Genomic DNA, 18,863 nt, shown 5'->3' with positions numbered 1-18,863 from the left:
TCTTAAAGAACGGTTATTGAATTTCCATTTTACCTGTTACTTTTGACGAGTCATCTAATTGGAAACTATCTTGTGCCGCTTTATCTTTAAAGTATACATTTCCATCGATAGTTGCATCAATTAGTTTAAAGTTATTACATTCAACATAGACGTCACCTTTAAATGTTCCACCTTTAATTGCTGATCCATCTTCTTTAAAGGTAGCACGGGGAGCTGTTAATGTATAAGAAGCGGTTTTAACCTTGTTTTCATCTTGATTATATAATGTGATTAAGCGAGGAGTAACAACGTCACCTTTTTTAAGACCACCTTGGAAAACTAAATCGTGATCAGCTGTTACATCATTTTGAAGGATTACAATCCAACTTGTTTCGCGTGCAACCTCTAATGATTTATCATCTGTTACGAGCGAAGGATTGGTAATTGTATCAACAGTATTATTTTTAGAATCGTCATTCTTTTTGTCTTCTACCGTTGAAGTTTGATATGGTGTTTCGCCTTGTTTAGTGTTGCTACATGCACTTATAAGAGTAATTACTGTGATGATGGCAAGAGCCGTTAAACTTTTTTTCATAGATATGACCTTCCTATCCTAATTAAAATTATTTTTATTAACTTAATCGCTTTTGATTGGATAAGTTAACACATCTATTTTCTTTATCACATGAACGGATAAAAAAAATGAATGGAATATCACCCATTAATTGGATGAAGCGAATAAACACAAAGATATTTTATCCTTTTTTTATCTAAATATACAAAAGTTAAAAAAATATTGGTATTTTAGGAAGCCATTCTATTAAATTTTAATAAGATGCAGTTTATAGGGGGGAGAGTAAAAAGAATTAATAAAAAAAAACCGCCTACAAAAGGTAGACGGTTTGGATGGAAGAAGGAAAATTAAGCTTTGTTAATTGATCCGAATAATTCCATTTTTTCTTTAACAGTTGCTTTGATAGCTTCGAATCCTGGGTTTAATAATTTACGAGGGTCGAATCCTTTACCTTCTAAATCTTTTCCAGCTTCGATGTATTTACGAGTAGCTTCTTGGAATGCTAATTGGCATTCAGTGTTAACGTTGATTTTAGCAACACCTAAAGAGATTGCTTTTTTGATCATTTCTTCAGGGATTCCTGTTCCACCGTGTAATACTAATGGAGTGTTTCCAGTTGAAGCGTTGATTGCTTCTAAAGCATCGAATGCTAATCCAGCCCAGTTTTCAGGGTATTTACCATGGATATTTCCGATACCAGCAGCTAACATAGTAACTCCTAAGTCAGCGATTTGTTTACATTCAGCTGGGTCAGCAACTTCACCTTTACCAACTACACCGTCTTCTTCTCCACCGATTGATCCAACTTCAGCTTCTAAAGATAATCCTTTTTCAGAAGTTAATTTAACCATTTCAGTTGTTTTAGCGATGTTTTCTTCGATTGCATAGTGAGAACCATCGAACATGATTGAAGAGAATCCAGCTGCCATAGCATCTAATGCACCTTGGTAGCTTCCGTGGTCTAAGTGTAAAGCTACAGGAACAGTGATGTTTAATTCTTTCATCATTCCATTTACCATACCCACGATTGTTTCATAACCGCACATATATTTTGCAGCACCTTCAGAAACACCTAAGATAACTGGTGAGTTATTTTCTTGAGCAGTTAATAAAATGGCTTTTGTCCACTCTAAGTTGTTGATGTTGAATTGCCCAACAGCGTATTTACCTTCATAGGCTTTTTGTAACATATCTTTAGCAGAAACTAGCATGTTGTTACCTCCATTGTATTATTAAAATTATTGGACTTAGAATTTCACAAATCTTGCTTATTCTTATCTTCCTCATCCATAATTATAACGGAATCTATAAGAAAAATAAATAAAAATGTTAATATTCCCATCTGTTAAACTGAATAAAACTAAAGACATTAGGCCTGTTTCATAACAATCTCAAAAAAGAAAGGGCTATCATTTAGAGGTGAAGATTTGTTGAAGAAGCGGGTGTTTCTTTTTTTATTTTGTGAAGTCGTCGTGAGAGATAGACTTTGATAAGTGCAAGAACAGGAACCGATAAAATCATACCGATTGTTCCAAAATAATTACCACCAATTAAAATAGCCATAAAAATCCAAACAGGTGCTAATCCTGTACTATCTCCTAAGATTTTAGGTTGAATAAAATTTCCGTCAATTTGTTGGTAAATAATTAAAAGTGCAGCGCCTAATAGACCTAATTTTATATCAGTAAAAAGTCCTAAAATAATGGCTAAGGTGGCACCAATCATTGGTCCAATATAAGGAATCACGTTCATGACTCCTGCGATAAAACCGATGAGTAGGGCAAAGGGATGACCGATAATGAAAAGGAGGATGGTTGATGCAATTCCAACAAGTAAGGCATCAAGCAGTTGACCTAAAACAAATCCCCCAAAAATTTGATGAACATCATGAATAAAATGTTTCAGCTTTAATTTAAAAGTTGGTTTTAAAGTGATGGTTGACACTTTATCGAGGACATCAAAAATGATTTCTTTATCTTTTAAAAAATAAAAAGTTAGAATTAACGTTGCGAATAAGTTGAGGCAGAAGGTAGCAACATTAGTGACCATCCCTGTTCCCGAAGCAAACATTTTTTTAAGAAATCCACTTAACATTCCTGTGATATACAACGTCACCTGATGAATCTGATCATCCGTAATATGTAGGGATTTAAAATATGCTGCTAGTTTAGAAAGACTTTCCGTTAAAATCATTTGCACATGCGGAATATCGGCCCCAATGGTTAATAGATTTTGAACAAGTGGTGGAACAACAGCCTGAATTAATAGGAAGAGGCTTCCCAGTAAGGAGAGAATCAAAAGAAGGAGACAGATGAGACGCACCTTTTTAGCATCAGGCTCTTTTTTAAAGACGGCTTTCCAACCTTTGATCCACCATTTTTCTAAAAACAGCAACGGTCGATAGAGAATATAAGAGATTATAAAGGCGTAGATAATAGGTGAAAGGGCATTAAATAGGTGGGCCAACATGATTCTTAACGTAAGAAAAATGTCCCCTGCATGGCGAGATATTTGATAAACACAGACTAAGATGACGCCAATAATTAAGGTAATCAGACCGATACTGAGATATTTTTTATTTATTTTTAATTTCTCAAACATATCCTCACGTGACTGCTACTTCAAACATAGCTAAAAAGTGATTGTTATTAACTTTGGGACTGGTTAAATTGAAATGAAAGTTTATAATCTTTGTTGAATTTGAATTTTTTTATGTCATTCATATAGACAAGTTAGCTTTATTTATGTTGTTTCACACTTTTTAGTTTTTAGGCTGTCTAGTAGCAGTTCCTCCTCTCTTTTTTTAAAGTGTATCTTTCTTAATTATTTTCTTTGTTCCCATTTCTGGTTCGTTTCCAATTTTCTGATGGTGCTTCTCTGAAGTTATGATTAGGACGCGTAAAGGTTTTAAGGAGTTTCTGTTAAGTTGGTAAGGGATGTTGTGTGTGTGCGCTTGAAATATTTTCGCTTCTGCTTCCCTTATTCGTGTCACAGGTAGTTCTTGTTTAATTAACGATTTACTCCTGTCCAATCGTTCGTAGGATGAGGGGTAGAAAAAAAGGGACCAGTAAAGAAAAGGCATCTTAATATCAAAGTGGATGCCGCTTCAATCAAATTGAAATCAGGTAAAAAATTGAATTTTTATTCCATGATGATTTTTCCCTTTAATGTTAGAATGCACGAATTCAATGATTTTAATCTTAAAAATTTGGCTAAAAATTAAGGAAATGGAAAATATCTTGAGCTCTTTTTATGCTAGTTATTTTAGGAGGTAGTGGATAAAAAAACCGCTAGTTTTATAACTAGCGGCCATATGTTTTAGTAATGTTTAAATTCTCGTTTTACTAAATAAAAAGCGAGGAGAGAAATGATTAAATCAGTGATGGGTTGCGCAATCCACACCCCAGTTAAACCAAAGAAAGTTGGTAGGAAAATGATGAGGGGGACGAGTAAAATAAGTTGGCGTAAAACGACTAACCCAATAGAAATTCTTGATTGTCCAATGGCTTGAAATAGGTTAGGCGCAGTTGTTGCAAGAGCACATAGTGGAAGCGTAAATAAATAATATTTGAGTCCACTTACTGTTTGTGTGAGTAGCATCTCGTCAGAATTAAAGAATCGAACAAGGTGCTCAGGAATCAGTTGGATGAGAATATACCCAACCATAAAAATCACTGTTGAAGCAAGTGTTCCTAAGATGAAGGTTGACTTAACTCGATCAAATCGTCGTTGTCCATAGTTATACCCAATAATAGGCACGCATCCTTGATTAATTCCGATGGCGGGCATTAACGCTAAATTGGTAATTGTTGTAATGGTTGTGAAGGCCCCAATAGATAGGGGAGTTCCGTAGTGTGCTAAAGAGCGGTTAAATAATATTTGCACGAGGGCGGTCATAATTTGAACAAGGGATGTTGAAAGACCAAAAATTAAAATAGGGATGATATAGGTACGACGAGGTTTGAATAAAGAAGGTTTTAATTTTAGGTTAGATGCCCCACGTGTATAGTAATAAAAGACGTAGGCAAATACAAAAAGATAAGAAATGACCGTTGCAATTGCAGCACCTGCAATTCCTAAATCAAAGGTGAAAATGAAAATAGGATCCAAAATCACGTTAATTAAACAACTGGCAATCAAAATAAGGGCGGCTCGTTTAGGATTTCCTTCTGAACGAATGCTTGCCATGAGAGAAAATCCGATAATATAAAAAGGAATCCCAAGAATCATAATATCTAAATATTGAGTGGCCAGTGGAAGTGTCGTTTTGGTAGCCCCGAATAAGGTGAGAAGCGGGGCTTTAAAGGTTGTGAAGATAAAAATGAGAAGAAGACTGATGAGAAGGCCAAGAACCGGAACTTGATTTAGAAAATTTTGCGCTTCAGCTTCCTTTTTTTCCCCAAGTTTTAAGGAAAGATTAGCGATGACCCCGTATGTAATCAAGAGCTCACTTGCTAAAATGAGCGTTATAAAGGGTAGTACTGTTCCTAAGCTAGTTAAGGCGATATTCCCAATTTCAGGGATGTGGCCGATGAAAATTCTATCAACGGTATTATATAAGGAAACGGTCATCATACTAATAATAGCTGGAATACAATATTTAAGTAGTAAGCGATGAATAGGTTCAGATTTAAGTGGTGAACTCATGTATAAAATCCCCCTTGCTTTAAAATAATATATTTTCTTATCTTATCAAAAAATGTCAGATGATGCGACTGTTTTTTTAAAAAAACAATTTTTATAACAATAAAAATTAACTTTTATTGGAAAGGTAAGTTGACAAAGTGGGGTCGAGGGCATATATTAGGAGTATGAACATATGAATAATTATTCATATGAGTGGATAGGAGGAGGATGGTTATGGAGACTAATCGAGTGTTTAAGCTAGTATTAATGGGATTAAATTGTGCGAACTGTGCGAATAAAATTGAAACTCGTATTAATCATTTAGAAGGTGTAGAAGAGGCAACACTTAATTTTTCTACCAACCAATTAACGGTTTTAATAAAAGATACAGTAAATAAGGATGAGATCGTTGGTGGTATTAAACAAATTGTTAAACAATTAGAACCAGATGTTGTCGTTAAAGAAAGCGAAACCGCTATTGGTCCTCATAATATGTGTCATCATGGAGAATGTGGGGGAGATCATGATGAAAAAGTCAAAACGAGAAGTTTCTTTGTAGAGAATATAGCTTTATTACTTGGGGTATTTATCTTTATTATTGCGAGTTTGTTTGCTATTGAGGAACCAGTAAAGATTGCCCTTTATGTTGTCAGTTATTTATTAATTGGAGGGGAAGTTTTACAAACTGCGCTCCGAAATATTTTTCGGGGTGAAATCTTTGATGAGAATTTTTTAATGATGGTTGCGACAGTGGGAGCGTTTGCCATTGGAGAATACCCAGAAGCGATTGCAGTGATGCTATTTTATGAAATCGGTGAATTATTTCAAGGATATGCTGTCAATCGTTCGCGTAAATCAATTAGTAGCTTATTAGATATTCGTGCCGATCATGCTAATTTAGTGACCAAATCAGGAGTTAAAGAGGTTGTACCGGAGGCCGTTTTAATTGGTGAATGGATTGTGGTGAAACCAGGGGAACGAATTCCGCTTGATGGAGAAGTGATTGAAGGTGAGTGTTACTTAGACACGTCTGCCTTAACAGGGGAATCCGTTCCGAGGTTAGTGCGCGTAGGAGACGAAGTTTTAGCAGGTTGCATTAATACGAATGCTTTGATTACGGTTCGTGTGACAAAAGTAGCCGGGGAATCAACCGTAGCCCGTATTCTTGAATTGGTGGAAAATGCTTCATCTAAAAAGGCGGAGACTGAAAAATTTATTACTAAATTTGCCCGTATTTATACACCGGTTGTTGTCGGATTAGCTGTTTTACTTGCGGTTGTTCCAACGATGATGGGGGCCGACCTCTCAACGTGGCTTTATCGTGCGCTAAGCTTTTTAGTTGTTTCATGTCCTTGTGCGTTAGTTGTTTCGATTCCACTCGGTTTCTTCGCTGGACTCGGCGGGGCATCGAAACAAGGGGTTCTAATTAAAGGCGGAAATTATCTAGAGGCATTAAATCATGTCGAAACGGTTGTTTTTGATAAAACGGGAACATTAACAGCAGGGGTGTTTAAGGTCACTCAAATGAATCCTATGGGCATGGATGAAACACAATTTTTAGAGTTCGCCGCTTACGCGGAGAGTCAGTCAACACATCCAATCGCAACGTCTATTGTTGAAGCTTATCGTCAGGTGATTGATTCAACACGAATAACAGCGTATGAAGAGATAGCGGGGCATGGAATTAAGGCAACAGTAGATGGAAAACAAGTTCTCATTGGAAATAAAAAACTCATGACTCAAGCACATCTTGAAAGTGAAGAGGTTGAAACAATAGGTACCGTTATTCACTTGGCAGTGAATGGAGTTTACGCTGGATATATGGTGATTTCTGATGAAATTAAGGAAAATGCGAAAATGGCGGTGACTAAATTAAAACAACAAGGGATAAAACGTATCGTGATGTTAACAGGAGATCATGTAGGTGTTGCAAATAAAGTCGCGGAAGAACTTTTAGTGGACGAGGTTTATGCCGAGTTATTGCCTGATCAAAAGGTGGAACACGTGGAGGCCATTTTAGGGCATAAATCAAAAGATAAACACGTTGTCTTTGTTGGCGATGGAATGAATGATGCACCGGTTCTTGCGCGTGCTGATATCGGGGTAGCGATGGGAGGTATTGGTTCGGATGCCGCGATTGAAGCCGCAGATGTCGTGTTAATGGAAGATGATCCGTTGGCGCTTTGCAAAGCGATTGAACAGGCAAAACAAACACGCGCGATTTTATATCAAAATATTATTTTTGCTTTAGGGATTAAAGTGCTCGTCATGATACTTGTGGCTTGTGGCTTAGCAACGATGTGGGCCGCGGTGTTTGCAGATGTAGGTGTGACTTTATTAGCAGTCATTAATAGTACACGGGCGTTAAAATTACGCAAATAAGTGGATGACCTTATGGTCATCCTTTTTTATGTTTGTGGGTGAGGGCAGAAGTCTAGTAACAGAAAAGTTTTTATTTTCTTTAGAATTTCTTTAGTTTTATCCCTACTTTTTCTTAAAAATTACTTGTTATACTAGGGTTAACAGTTGGAGAGACAGAAAGGGGATGGTTTCTTGAAGTGGTGGGGAGATCAATCTTTTAAAATGGTATAATGAAAGAATCATGTTTGTGTTAGGAAGAGGGATAGGATGAAAAAGTCACATATTTTAATTGTTGAAGATGAGCGCGAGATTGCAGTGGCGATTGAGGCGTATTTATTGAATCAAGGCTATTTGGTGAGCATCGCCGCAAACGGGGTTGAGGCACTTGAAGTGGTTTCCTCACAACCCATTGATTTAGCGATTGTCGATGTCATGATGCCGAAGATGGACGGCATTACTTTTACGATGAAATTAAGAGAAACGCATCATTTTCCAGTGATTATGTTATCGGCTAAATCGGAGGAAGTTGATCAAATTATGGGACTCAATATGGGGGCGGATGACTATGTAACCAAACCGTTTCGTCCGCTTGAATTACTCGCCCGTGTCAATTCACAACTAAGAAGATACCAGCGTTTTTCGGCCATTAATCCCGAAAATCAACAAAATGTGTTAACGATTGGGGGACTTGAGTTAAATATGGAGACGAAAGAGTTCACTGTCGATGGGAGTTTGGTAAAATTAACTCCTATCGAATATAAAATTCTGAATTTGTTAATGAGGCATCCTGGTCGTGTCTTTCCGGCTGAGGAGATTTATGAACGGATTTGGAATGAAACGGCAGTAAGTACGGATACCATTATGGTTCATATCCGTAATATTCGAGAGAAAATTGAGATTAATCCAAAAAAACCAAAATATTTAAAGGTGGTGTGGGGCGTTGGCTACAAAATTGAAAAACAATAAATGGTTTTGTTTAATTGTATCCTTCTTTGTGATCTTAGGACTTTCGTTGGGAATGATGGCAACCTATCCAAAGATTGCAACCTATGTTAAGAAAAATCAAGAAGGATATTACGATCAATATGATATGTATAGTCAAATCACGATAAAAAATTATTTAACTTATATTGAAGCTTTAGATGAAAGACACAATGATTTCATTGGTCTAGCTAAAGATCTCTATGATGATAAGGGAAATTCAAGAAATTTAGGCGCATGGTGTGAAACTCTATTTGAGTATTATACCGAGACAGATGATATTGGGTACGAGGAGTATATCGATGAAGAGTATTCAGAGGGAGGAAATGAATATTCTGTTCCAACAGTTGCCGTAGATTATCGGCGTATCTTAAAAACAATTAATCCCCAGTTAGCGCGGGAGTTGGCAGACGTTCCGTTTGAACAACTCACTGAAGAACAATTAGTACAAGTCATCGAGTGTTTATTATCTGAGATGATTTCAGAAGAAATACGATCTCTTCGGGGGGAATATCATCTATCTGAATTGGATTCAATCGTCCGGGAGACTAAGTCAGAGTCGGAGGCGGATGAGGCCACTGAAAATCCCTCTTTTTCGACTGAGGAGTTGGAAAAAGACAAGAACCTAGCTCTCTTATTAAATGAATTAAGTGAAAATGACTTAAAGGAGCTTCAAAAAGAATATCAATATTTTATTCGTTTAGATTATGATGCGGCTGGGAGATTATCCATTCCTTATTTTTATGGAGAAAGCGGGAAGTCATCGCAACAATTTGCCTACGAGAGTTTAAAGGAAACTTCTAATCCTTATTTTATGTCTTCTGAGCTAGCCCCCATTAAAAATATGACGTTTATTTATGGAATCCCTAAGGGGAGTACAGCCGGGTTTGATTATGGGAGTGGTTATTATGCAACTTCTACGATTAGTATATTTTATGAATCAATAGTTGTCCTTTTGCTTACTGGGGTTACGATACTCATTCCGCTTGCCGGTCTGAATCAATTTAAACTCATAAAGGGATGGTTTAAATGGCCACTTGAGATAGTGAGTATTATTTCTACTGGCTTAATTGGCGTTTATCTATTGATGATTGAGCTGATCCATTCTGTGATTTCTAACCCACCCTTCTTACTTGAGTTATCTGAGAAGTTTTCGGTGAACTTAACATTTATTCAAAATCTAAGCTTATGGTTTATGCTTCTTTTAGTTACATTTATGACTCTCCTGTATTTTAAACAGTTGATTGTTCAAGGAGGGAGACGAACAATGCGTCAAAATTGTTGGTGTTATCGCCTAGGACGATTCATTTATCGTCAAGGGAAACGGTTGACAGAAGTTGATTTAAAAGAAGAAAATACGAAAAAGTTAGCCTTGTTTATTTTTATCCAAGCAATTTTAGTTTCCTTATGTTGTTTTGGTTGGTTTTTCGGGGTTTTTGGCGTGATTATCTATAGTGTCGGATTGTACATCTTTTTACGTAAACACCTTCTAACTCTTCAACAAAACTATGCCACTCTATCTCAGGTGACAGAGGCATTAGCAGATGGGAATTTAGAGGTTGAAATGAATCAGGATCTTGGCATTTTCAATGCCTTCAAAGAAGAAATTATGGCCATTCAAGATGGATTTAAAAAGGCGGTAAACGAAGAGGTTCGGAGTCAGAAGATGAGGAGCGATTTAATTGCGAATGTGTCGCATGACTTGAAAACGCCGTTAACGTCGATTATTACGTACACAGATTTATTGAAAGATGAGACGTTGTCTAAAGAGAAGCGGGAGCAATACTTACAAACGCTTGATCAAAAGGCGCAACGCCTAAAAGTATTGATTGAAGATTTATTTGAAATGAGTAAGGCAAGTAGTGGGAATATTACGATGAATCTTCAAGAGGTAGAAGTGACCTCGTTAATGAAACAAACGTTACTCGAACTTGAGGATAAAATTCAGGATGCGAATTTAATGATTCGGCGCCAGTTTCCAGCCCATAAAGTGATATTAAAATTAGATAGTGAACGAACATTCCGCGTGTTTGACAATTTAATTTTAAATATGACGAAGTATGCGATGCCAGGAACTCGGGCGTACATTGAGATTTTAGATCAATCAGAAGTCGTTCAAATTGTATTTAAAAATATGTCAGCAGATGAACTTTGTGTAAGTGCACAGGAGTTAACGGAGCGTTTTGTTCGTGGGGATCAATCCCGTCATACGGAAGGTTCAGGATTAGGACTAGCGATTTCAAAAAGTTTTGTGGAGCTTCAAGGCGGAAGTTTAGATATCCAAATCGATGGAGACTTATTTAAAGTTATAATTACTTTTACTAAATAAATCAGAAAAAGGAGTCATGCATGAATAGGCGTGACTCCTTTTCATATAGAGTTAGGAAACCACAGATTAGAAATAGGTAAGAGGGGGGGAAGAATTGTTTTTAATGACAAGAGACTTGTATTATTTTCAAGTTCATTTATCATTCTACTTTTCTCCAAAAAGTTCATCTAAAGTTTCAGAAAGAGTTCATTTACCAAAGTGCTGTTGTCATTTATACTTATATATGAATAAAGTATTTGGCGATTGCTAAATACTTTATTTTATGAAATACTTAACGTGCGATTAAGTGATTTAACAAGATAGAGTGTGAGAGGGTTAAGGAGGAGATAAAATCAATGGTTTTGGAAAATGATTTAGGAAGAGATGATATTAAGAAACTGGTGTTTAGGTTGGCCATTCCATCTATGTTGGCCCAGTTTATTAATGTTTTATACGGCGTAATCGATCGCATTTATGTTGGAAATATTGCCGAGATTGGCGATTTAGCGCTCGCCGGAATTGGAATATGCGCCCCGATTACAGCTCTCGTTTTAGCTTTTGCGTCGTGGATTGGAGTTGGTGGGGCCCCATTATTAAGTATTTATTTGGGAGAGGATAAAAAGGATGAGGCACGCCGTGTATTAGCCAACTCGTTTATGATGCTTTGTGTGATTTCTTGTGTGTTAACTATTCTTTTATTGCTGTTTAAGAAGCCTTTATTACTCGGGTTTGGAGCAAGTGAGGTGATTTATCCACTAGCAGATGAATATTTTTCGGTCTATATTCTAGGGACCATTTTTGCTCTACTTGCTCTTGGGATGAATCAATTTATTTTAAGTCAGGGATTCGCGAAGGTGGCCATGAAGTCGGTTTTAATTGGAGCTATTTTAAACATTGTTCTGGATCCTATTTTTATTTTTACGCTTGATATGAAAATTCAAGGGGCCGCCCTGGCGACCGTTATTTCCCAAGTTGTTTCATGTGCGTATACGTTGAGGTTTTTATTTGGGAAGCAGACATTAATCCCGATTACCTTTGGTGGCTATTCTTGCTCAATCATGAAAAAGATTTTAAAAATTGGAGTTATTCCATTCATTATTGTTGCTTTGGATAGCGTGATGCTCATTGCCTTAAATATGGTTTTTAAAAGTTATGGTGGAGAAAAGATGGGAGATCTTCTCATTACAGCGACTGCCATTTTACAAAGTTTTATGCTCATGATTACGATGCCTCTTAGTGGGATTACGATGGGAACACAAGCCATTTTAGGTTATAATTATGGAGCTCGAAATTCAAAACGGGTACTGTCAGCTCAAAAGTATATCTTTATTTTAAGTTTAATTTTCATCCTGATTATGTTAGTGATTGCTCAAACGATTCCCCATTTATTTGTTAGAATTTTTACTGATAATGTAGAAACGATTCAGTTAACGAGTTGGGCAATTAAGATTTATACGCTCGCCTTAATTGGAGTGGCTATTCAATACGTGGTGGTGGATGGATTTACGGGAATGGGTGTCATTAATGTCGCTATTTTACTATCGATGGGACGAAAATCATTTTTCTTTATTTTCGTCTGCCTCATTCCGCTAGTATCAGATGTGACTCACGTTTATTATGCGGCACCACTTTCTGATACGATTGGTGCGACGATTACGTCGATTTGTTATTGTTTATTAATTAAGCGTATTTTAAGAAAGCGAGAGCTCGCTGTTTAGTGAAGTGTTACAACGATAAAAGAGCCGGTAGATTTTCATTAGTTAAATGAAAGCCTACTGGCTCTTTTATAGATTAGTCGAGATTTTTTTAGGTTAATATTTCATCACCCGAATGAGTCAATGAGACTTTTTCGTGACGATTAAGGGTTTGTTTATCGTTTGATGAGTTTATATCCCATATAGCCGATGAGACAACCTAGAAAATTTAAGAAAATATCATCGACATCAAAGATTCCTAAGTAAGTGAGGCGTTGGGTTAGTTCAATCCCTAAAATACTAAGCAGGGCGATAACAGTAAAGCTTAAAAATGAAGATCGACTTGGATAAGCTAAAGGGAATAAAATACCAAACGGAATAAAAAGGATGACATTTAATATGAGGTGGGCTTTGGAGTAGTGGATGTCTTGAATGAAGGTTTTAAATGGGATGAGATTTACTAAGGAGGAAGAGCCCATTTCAACTGAATTTTTATTAATCATCATGCGATTCAATACTTCATTCACGTCGCCAAAAAATTTAAAAACGATGAAGTTCATTAACATTAAGAAATATATCCAAAATAAGAGTTGAATCCATTTTTTAGTCATGGTTCTATACCTCCTTTAAGTGGGATTACTACTTTTATTTTACCTAGAAATTTACTTTATATCACCTTTTATTGAGTAGACGTTTCCATTTGTAGGAACTGTAAATAAAACGTAATATTTTTCATTTGCACTTAAACCATAAAATGTTGTACTTCCTTTTCCCCCAGAAACTGTAATAGTTTTATTACCAACACTCTTGTTGTTTTTATTATAAAGATATATAGTTGTTTGATTTTGTGTTCCTGATGGTTGAGGAGAGATGACAGAGAAACTAGTGATGGAAACTGTAATAGATGACTTTCCAGTAAACCAACTATCAGTGTATACCTTTGCTCCAATTCTGTCAATTTTAAAGGCATAGGCTCCCTTTGATAGATTATGTACTGGGGCGTTAGTCCCTGGTCTAGTGCTTCCCTTTGTTGAATTTTCATTTAAATTATGTGTTATTTCAGTATTCATTATACGTAATCTCCTTTTGTTTATTTTTAGGTAGATTTTCTCATAAGATTAATAATAAATTGAATTATGAGAAGCTCCGATAGTCATTATATGTATGAGTGTTTGGAGTGTGCTAGCTGTTTTTTGAAAATTGTTTTTTAATTTTATAATCGTTGATTTATACGCTAGGTTTAAGAGAGGTCGTCTTTTAATATATGTTTTGGGGTGGATGCAAAGGAATGAATATGATTAATGGAGCCATCTTAATGTCGCTGGAACGATGTTTATTTTTTTATTATTCCCTTCCTAATCCCCATGTTATCTAATGAAATCAATATTTATTATGTAACACTAATGTCGGATATCATTGGTGGAAAGATTGGTGGAAAGACTATATCTATTTGTGAAGTGCCTTTTAAGAAAGTGGGAAATAGCCATTAATGAATGGAGAGACTTTTGAAAGGTAGGAGGTTAATAATCTCTGACCTTTTGTCATATATTGATTAAGAAAGACTTGTGGTATTAAGTCAAATAGTTAATTGATAAAAATAGTTAAAGATTTTAAAAATTTAGGCGCACTGAACTAGACCCTCGGCTAATCTCTAAAAAAATTAGCCTAGCGCCAGAACAGAAAGGATTCAAAAGCAACAGATGTTAGCCTTTGAGTTATACGCTCCTTTCTGGCGTGTAGAGTTGGCGGTTACGTAGTAGCGTATCCACCAAACGCACAAATTTTCTAGCGGTAAGGACGAGGGCTCGTTTGTGTTTAAATTTCGGAACTTCATCATATTTCTTTTGATAATAGAGACGGTAACTCTCTTCATGACGTCTTATAGAGTTGGCAGCTTCAACCATATAATATCGAAGATATTGATTACCTGTTCGTGTCATAGGTGTGCGTTCCGATTCAAAGTTTCCAGATTGATTCTTCTTCCAATAAAGTCCGCAATACTTGGCTAATTGGGCTTCATTTTCAAAACGTTCAATTTGACCGATTTCAGCGACAATACCGGCGGCATACACGATACCGATTCCTGGAATACTTTTTAAGCATTGGACCTCTGAAACAACTTCAAATAAGGCGACAATACTTTTTTCTAAATCTTTAATTTGTTTTTTCAATGTTTGAATTAATCTCGCATAAGTCGCTAAAACCATATCCACTGATTCTTGGACGACTTGGGCTAAACGATAAGAGTCGCGAATCGCTTTCTTAATCATTTTAGCTATCTTTTGCGGGTCACTAAAGCGACCGCGCCCCTTTTCTTGTAAGAGAAGGGCTAAATCTTCTAACTCCATTTGGGCAATTTCATCAAGTGAAAGCGAGTCAGAGAGAAGATCAAGCATGGTGGCACCAAAAACAGAAGTATCAAGTTCCTTAGAGAGCGTATTACATTTATAGTAAAGGTTCTCAAGAAAGTGTTGTTTACATTCGGTTAATTGGTGAACGAGTTGGTATCTCGAACGAGTCAACCGTTGAAGAGCGATGTAACGCTCCTCTTTTAAAACCGTCTTATTAAAGCGTTCAATGCGTAAGAAATCCGCAATACGAAAGGCATCAATGCGGTCGGTTTTATCCTCTTCAAAAAGGCCTTTGTATCGATGGATAGACTTCGGATTTTGAACGACAACTTCCACGCATCCAAGGGAATTTAAGTCAGTGTCCTCAGATAAAAATGTGGCAGGATGAAAACTGTAAATAGAGGTGGACTCCATTCCAATCACAATCTTTTCATAGTTAAAAGAGTGGTGAAACGTTAGAACAGATTCCTTGATAGATGAGGCACCGTTTAGATTATTAGGAAGTGTGACTTCCTTCAGAGTGGTGTCTGAACTATCTAGAAAACAAACATCAAGCTTTTCAGAACTCACATCAATACCGACAAACAATTTCATGGAAAGGACCTCCTTTCTTTGAGATAAATTTGGAATAAACTCGGATGCGGACGGATATCCCTAGGGCCCAAAACATGGCGACAACCTCGTGTATAAGTATTCTAAAGAATCGCCCCATGAGTGCTGCCCTCAGCCTACTAAGAAGAGGAATATGGGACGAATCGATACAGCTTGTGCGTATGTCGAACAGTTTTGGTCTGGGTCACAGTCTTTAAAAGTAGTCAAACTACAGGGGGAGAAAGTATATTCCTGATGGATCCAATTCCATTACCTATATGGTGGGATGTCCGATAAAATCTCAGACAAAAAGAGGGTAACCAATTAACTGAAATGACGGAAAGAAGAATTAAGCCATCATTTAGTTTTCAAAGAACAATTAACGCCCATAAAGAAGGGCATAAACTTATTATACGAGGGGGGGGATTTGATGAGGAAGTTTTTAGGTGAGGAGTTTTATACCCTATATCGTGCAAGTTTAGAGATGTTGTTAAAAATTATTCCTGTTATTTGGGGAGCGCTCGCTTTTTTGAGTGGGATGATTCAAATGGAATGGGCTGAAGAAATAATTATTTTTCAGGTCGTTGGTTTAATGATGAGGTCATTAATCATTGGAGCGATTCAAGGATGGTTGGGGACCTTTATTTTTGTGACGCTTGTGTTTGTGTTGATGAAAGTCCTTAATGTACCAACCGATATCATTAATGGACAGATTATTAAAAATCTGACAGCACCTCGTCCACGGGGAAAGGGGCATTTTTCTCGCACGGATTGTTTGTTTAATATGATTGGGACGTGTGTTTTAATTTTCGTTTTTTGTTTTTTCCCACAGATTATCGCTAGTTATCATGTCGTGGATGGGGAATTAAAGATTTTAGAGCCACTTTTAAATTTAACGGTCTTTGAAAAGTATCAACCGTTCTTTTTGATGGTTTATGTCTTAGGATTTATTTACTATGGGTGCCGTTTTATAGTTGGACGGATGACGGGAAAACTTTTTCTTTTTTGTGTGATTTATAAAGGATTATCGTGCCTCCTTTTTTGTACGATGATTTTAAGTCCTTCCATCTTTAATGAGTCTTTTTTTACAACCCTTTTTTCATTTCAATCGGTGAATTGGCTAGTGGAGGATCATGTCGTGAGCCAGATATTGGTTGGAATTTCAGTCATTGGTTTTGGGATTGATATATTTGAAGGAATAATGGAGTTTTATCGACAACGCTAACGGTTAGGGGGAATGGAGATGAAGATGCTGTCTGAATTAACCCTTCTTTTCTAAGATTTTGAAAAGAAGGGGATAATGTGTTTAAGAAAAATGAGTTAGATCAATTAGCACTTCCGCTAATGTTGAGTAATGTTTTAGGATTAGTCATCGGTTTGTGTGATCAGGCGATTATGGGGCATTTGTCGATGGAGTGTTTTGCGGCAGTCGCTATTGTTTCAGGGTTTATCAATAGTGTAACGGGGATTTTAGGGATGACGGCCACTCGATTTAATATTTTAGGTTCAAAAGAGACGACATCGGTTAAGGTGATCGATGATATGTGGGCACAAGTTGTTCTAAGTATTGGCATCGGTCTTTTGTCAATACTCGGGATAGTAGGATGCGGGCCATTTATTTTTCAATACATTTACCAATTGAAGGGTGCCGTTCTGTCTGAATCATTAAATTATGCGATGATTTTTAGTAACTCCATCGGATTAAACTTATTACTTTTTACGTGTTCAAGTTATTTGAAAATTGTGAATCAAACAACGTACATTTTAATAGGAAATACGATAGTGGCCATAACAAACGTTTTATTGGACCTTGTGTTTGTTTACGGGTGTTCACTTGGAATGATTGGAAATGCTATCGGGTCGATTTTAGCACTTATCTTCAATTTAATTATTTATGGGTGTCTTTTTCAAAGAAAAGGTCTATTGACATTTAGGAAAGTGAACTGGGAGAGGATAGGCGTCATTTTATGGGGTTCGATTCCGATGATGATTCAAGAATTTTTGGAAAGTACGGTGTTTGTTCTTGTAATCGGCGCACTTATTTCACGGATTGGTTTGCAGGAAATGGCGGTCTATCAAGTAATTAATCAGTTACAAACGATTGCCTGGATGCCGATGTATGCTTATGCCCAGGCGTCGTTAACGTTGGTTCATAAAAGTCCATCGTGTTATCGTTTAGCAACAATTCGTTCGGTGGGAATGTATTTGATTATTTCAGTTATGATGGTAGTAGGTTGGAATCCTGTCATTCACTTTCTAACGAATCAGGAGGAATTGATCTTAGCAACGGAAACCTACTTTATAGGCGCTTTAAGTCTTGGTGTTTTTTATAATGGTGTCACGGTATACCAGCAGACGTTACAGTCTTTAGGAAAACAAAGATGGATTTTATGGATCAGTCTTCTCTCTTATGCAATCGGAGGGTGGTTGATTAGTCTAGGATTACAAGGATGGGACTCGCTATGGGTGGTTTATTTAGGCTTAGCGGGAATTTACGCATTATTAGCAGTGATGATGAGCGTTAAATTGAAAGTTTTGATGAGGGGGGGACTAGAATGAGTCCAGTTTTATTAGCTTTTTTAGGAACGATGATGACGTTTTTAGCGACCACAATCGGTGCTGCTTTTGTTTTTTTCTTTAAGAATGGAATTAATGCGTTTTATCAGCGCATTTGTCTTGGTTTTGCGGCGGGAGTGATGATTGCGGCTTCGGTTTGGTCACTTTTAATTCCGGCGATTGAAATGGCGGCTGAGCAAGGAGGGATTGGATGGATTCCTGCGGCTGGAGGTTTTGTCTTAGGGGGCGCATTCTTATATTTATTGGATCAGGTACTTCCCCATTTGCATATGATGAGTGGGTTAGAGGAAGGACCGAAGACAAATTTTAAAAAATCTACTCTTTTGTTTTTAGCGATTACTTTACATAATATTCCCGAGGGACTTGCAGTGGGTCTTTCCTTTGCGTTAGCTGCAAGGGAGGGAAGTTCACTTAGTTTAAGTGCCGCGTTAATTTTAGCGATAGGGATCGGTCTTCAAAACTTACCGGAGGGAGCAGCAGTGTCACTTCCGTTAAGGGAGCAAGGGGTTAGTACGAAAAAGGCATTTGCATTTGGTTCATTATCGGGGATTGTTGAACCGATAGCGGGTGTACTTGGGGCTGCGCTTGTCGGTTCGATTATTGGGATTATGCCCTGGTTTTTAGCATTTGCTGCGGGGGCAATGATTTATGTCGTTGTCGAAGAGTTGATTCCAGAGGCCCAATTAGGGGATCATTCCCATTCCGGTACCGCCGGTGTGATGATTGGATTTTTGGTTATGATGATTTTAGATGTTGCACTCGGTTAGTCTCGTACAAAGAAGAGGTGTGAGTTATAAATGAATCGGTGATTGACAAAACTA

Annotated in this window: 14 protein-coding genes; 7 read left to right on the top strand and 7 right to left on the bottom strand. The window is 37.0% G+C overall.

What is annotated here, in order from left to right; translation table 11 throughout:
- Nucleotides 1–13: 13 nt before the first annotated feature.
- The 4 genes from VXM77_RS10400 to VXM77_RS10385 all read right to left on the bottom strand — a co-directional run bounded on the left by VXM77_RS10400 (nt 14) and on the right by VXM77_RS10385 (nt 5,200).
- Nucleotides 14–574: a lipofamily protein gene (locus VXM77_RS10400; protein ID WP_161831829.1), complete on the bottom strand. Its 561-nt coding sequence runs from the start codon at nt 572–574 to the stop codon at nt 14–16.
- 326 nt (nt 575–900) lie between these two features.
- Nucleotides 901–1,764: a class II fructose-1,6-bisphosphate aldolase gene (fba, locus tag VXM77_RS10395; RefSeq protein WP_161831830.1), complete on the bottom strand. Its 864-nt coding sequence runs from the start codon at nt 1,762–1,764 to the stop codon at nt 901–903.
- A 202-nt stretch (nt 1,765–1,966) separates the two neighbouring features.
- On the bottom strand, nt 1,967–3,154 hold the full coding sequence (locus tag VXM77_RS10390) for an AI-2E family transporter (protein WP_161831831.1): 1,188 nt from the start codon (nt 3,152–3,154) through the stop codon (nt 1,967–1,969).
- Between the two features lie 717 nt (nt 3,155–3,871).
- Entirely contained in the window at nt 3,872–5,200 is a 1,329-nt protein-coding gene (locus VXM77_RS10385) for an MATE family efflux transporter (protein ID WP_161831832.1), read from the bottom strand.
- A 213-nt stretch (nt 5,201–5,413) separates the two neighbouring features.
- Between VXM77_RS10385 and VXM77_RS10380 the strand changes: the two genes are divergently transcribed.
- The 4 genes from VXM77_RS10380 (at nt 5,414) to VXM77_RS10365 (ending at nt 12,547) form a co-directional block, all read left to right on the top strand.
- Nucleotides 5,414–7,561 carry a heavy metal translocating P-type ATPase gene (locus VXM77_RS10380; RefSeq protein WP_161831833.1) on the top strand — a complete coding sequence of 716 codons (2,148 nt, stop codon included), beginning with the start codon at nt 5,414–5,416 and terminating at the stop codon, nt 7,559–7,561.
- A 246-nt stretch (nt 7,562–7,807) separates the two neighbouring features.
- A complete protein-coding gene (locus tag VXM77_RS10375; RefSeq protein WP_161831834.1) occupies nt 7,808–8,506 on the top strand; it encodes a response regulator transcription factor in 699 nt (232 codons plus the stop codon).
- Complete coding sequence (locus tag VXM77_RS10370; RefSeq protein WP_161831835.1) at nt 8,481–10,850, top strand: sensor histidine kinase; 2,370 nt, start codon at nt 8,481–8,483, stop codon at nt 10,848–10,850. The genes VXM77_RS10375 and VXM77_RS10370 overlap by 26 nt, the downstream gene beginning before the upstream one ends.
- Nucleotides 10,851–11,185: 335 nt before the next feature.
- Nucleotides 11,186–12,547: an MATE family efflux transporter gene (locus VXM77_RS10365; RefSeq protein WP_161831836.1), complete on the top strand. Its 1,362-nt coding sequence runs from the start codon at nt 11,186–11,188 to the stop codon at nt 12,545–12,547.
- Nucleotides 12,548–12,699: 152 nt separating this feature from the next.
- Here the strand turns inward: VXM77_RS10365 and VXM77_RS10360 are convergent, their stop codons facing one another.
- From VXM77_RS10360 to VXM77_RS10350, 3 genes are all read right to left on the bottom strand, one after another.
- Entirely contained in the window at nt 12,700–13,134 is a 435-nt protein-coding gene (locus VXM77_RS10360) for a VanZ family protein (protein ID WP_161831837.1), read from the bottom strand.
- A gap of 51 nt (nt 13,135–13,185) precedes the next feature.
- Entirely contained in the window at nt 13,186–13,593 is a 408-nt protein-coding gene (locus VXM77_RS10355; RefSeq protein WP_161831838.1) for a hypothetical protein, read from the bottom strand.
- A gap of 645 nt (nt 13,594–14,238) precedes the next feature.
- Nucleotides 14,239–15,468 carry an IS110 family transposase gene (locus VXM77_RS10350; RefSeq protein ID WP_161832790.1) on the bottom strand — a complete coding sequence of 410 codons (1,230 nt, stop codon included), beginning with the start codon at nt 15,466–15,468 and terminating at the stop codon, nt 14,239–14,241.
- Between the two features lie 427 nt (nt 15,469–15,895).
- Here VXM77_RS10350 and VXM77_RS10345 point away from each other — a divergent pair, with 427 nt between their 5' ends.
- The 3 genes from VXM77_RS10345 to VXM77_RS10335 all read left to right on the top strand — a co-directional run bounded on the left by VXM77_RS10345 (nt 15,896) and on the right by VXM77_RS10335 (nt 18,809).
- On the top strand, nt 15,896–16,690 hold the full coding sequence (locus VXM77_RS10345) for a hypothetical protein (protein WP_161831839.1): 795 nt from the start codon (nt 15,896–15,898) through the stop codon (nt 16,688–16,690).
- A gap of 77 nt (nt 16,691–16,767) precedes the next feature.
- A complete protein-coding gene (locus tag VXM77_RS10340; protein WP_338506290.1) occupies nt 16,768–18,024 on the top strand; it encodes an MATE family efflux transporter in 1,257 nt (418 codons plus the stop codon).
- Nucleotides 18,021–18,809, top strand: coding sequence for a ZIP family metal transporter (locus VXM77_RS10335; RefSeq protein WP_161831841.1), 789 nt, complete (start codon nt 18,021–18,023; stop codon nt 18,807–18,809). Before VXM77_RS10340 ends, VXM77_RS10335 begins: the two co-directional genes overlap by 4 nt.
- Nucleotides 18,810–18,863: the final 54 nt, after the last annotated feature.

The organism is Turicibacter sp. KK003 (assembly GCF_037014675.1).
In the GTDB taxonomy this organism is placed as follows: domain Bacteria; phylum Bacillota_I; class Bacilli_A; order MOL361; family Turicibacteraceae; genus Turicibacter; species Turicibacter faecis.
This window is presented reverse-complemented; position numbering and strand designations above follow the sequence as displayed.

Bases quoted from the DNA above. Each gene is read 5' to 3' on its own strand.
- VXM77_RS10385 (WP_161831832.1), bottom strand. From the start codon at position 5,200: ATGAGTTCACCACTTAAATCTGAACCTATTCATCGCTTACTACTTAAA.
- VXM77_RS10360 (WP_161831837.1), bottom strand. From the start codon at position 13,134: ATGACTAAAAAATGGATTCAACTCTTATTTTGGATATATTTCTTAATG.
- VXM77_RS10335 (WP_161831841.1), top strand. From the start codon at position 18,021: ATGAGTCCAGTTTTATTAGCTTTTTTAGGAACGATGATGACGTTTTTA.
- VXM77_RS10350 (WP_161832790.1), bottom strand. From the start codon at position 15,468: ATGAAATTGTTTGTCGGTATTGATGTGAGTTCTGAAAAGCTTGATGTT.
- VXM77_RS10390 (WP_161831831.1), bottom strand. From the start codon at position 3,154: ATGTTTGAGAAATTAAAAATAAATAAAAAATATCTCAGTATCGGTCTG.
- VXM77_RS10380 (WP_161831833.1), top strand. From the start codon at position 5,414: ATGGAGACTAATCGAGTGTTTAAGCTAGTATTAATGGGATTAAATTGT.
- VXM77_RS10355 (WP_161831838.1), bottom strand. From the start codon at position 13,593: ATGAATACTGAAATAACACATAATTTAAATGAAAATTCAACAAAGGGA.
- VXM77_RS10400 (WP_161831829.1), bottom strand. From the start codon at position 574: ATGAAAAAAAGTTTAACGGCTCTTGCCATCATCACAGTAATTACTCTT.
- fba (WP_161831830.1), bottom strand. From the start codon at position 1,764: ATGCTAGTTTCTGCTAAAGATATGTTACAAAAAGCCTATGAAGGTAAA.
- VXM77_RS10375 (WP_161831834.1), top strand. From the start codon at position 7,808: ATGAAAAAGTCACATATTTTAATTGTTGAAGATGAGCGCGAGATTGCA.
- VXM77_RS10365 (WP_161831836.1), top strand. From the start codon at position 11,186: ATGGTTTTGGAAAATGATTTAGGAAGAGATGATATTAAGAAACTGGTG.
- VXM77_RS10345 (WP_161831839.1), top strand. From the start codon at position 15,896: ATGAGGAAGTTTTTAGGTGAGGAGTTTTATACCCTATATCGTGCAAGT.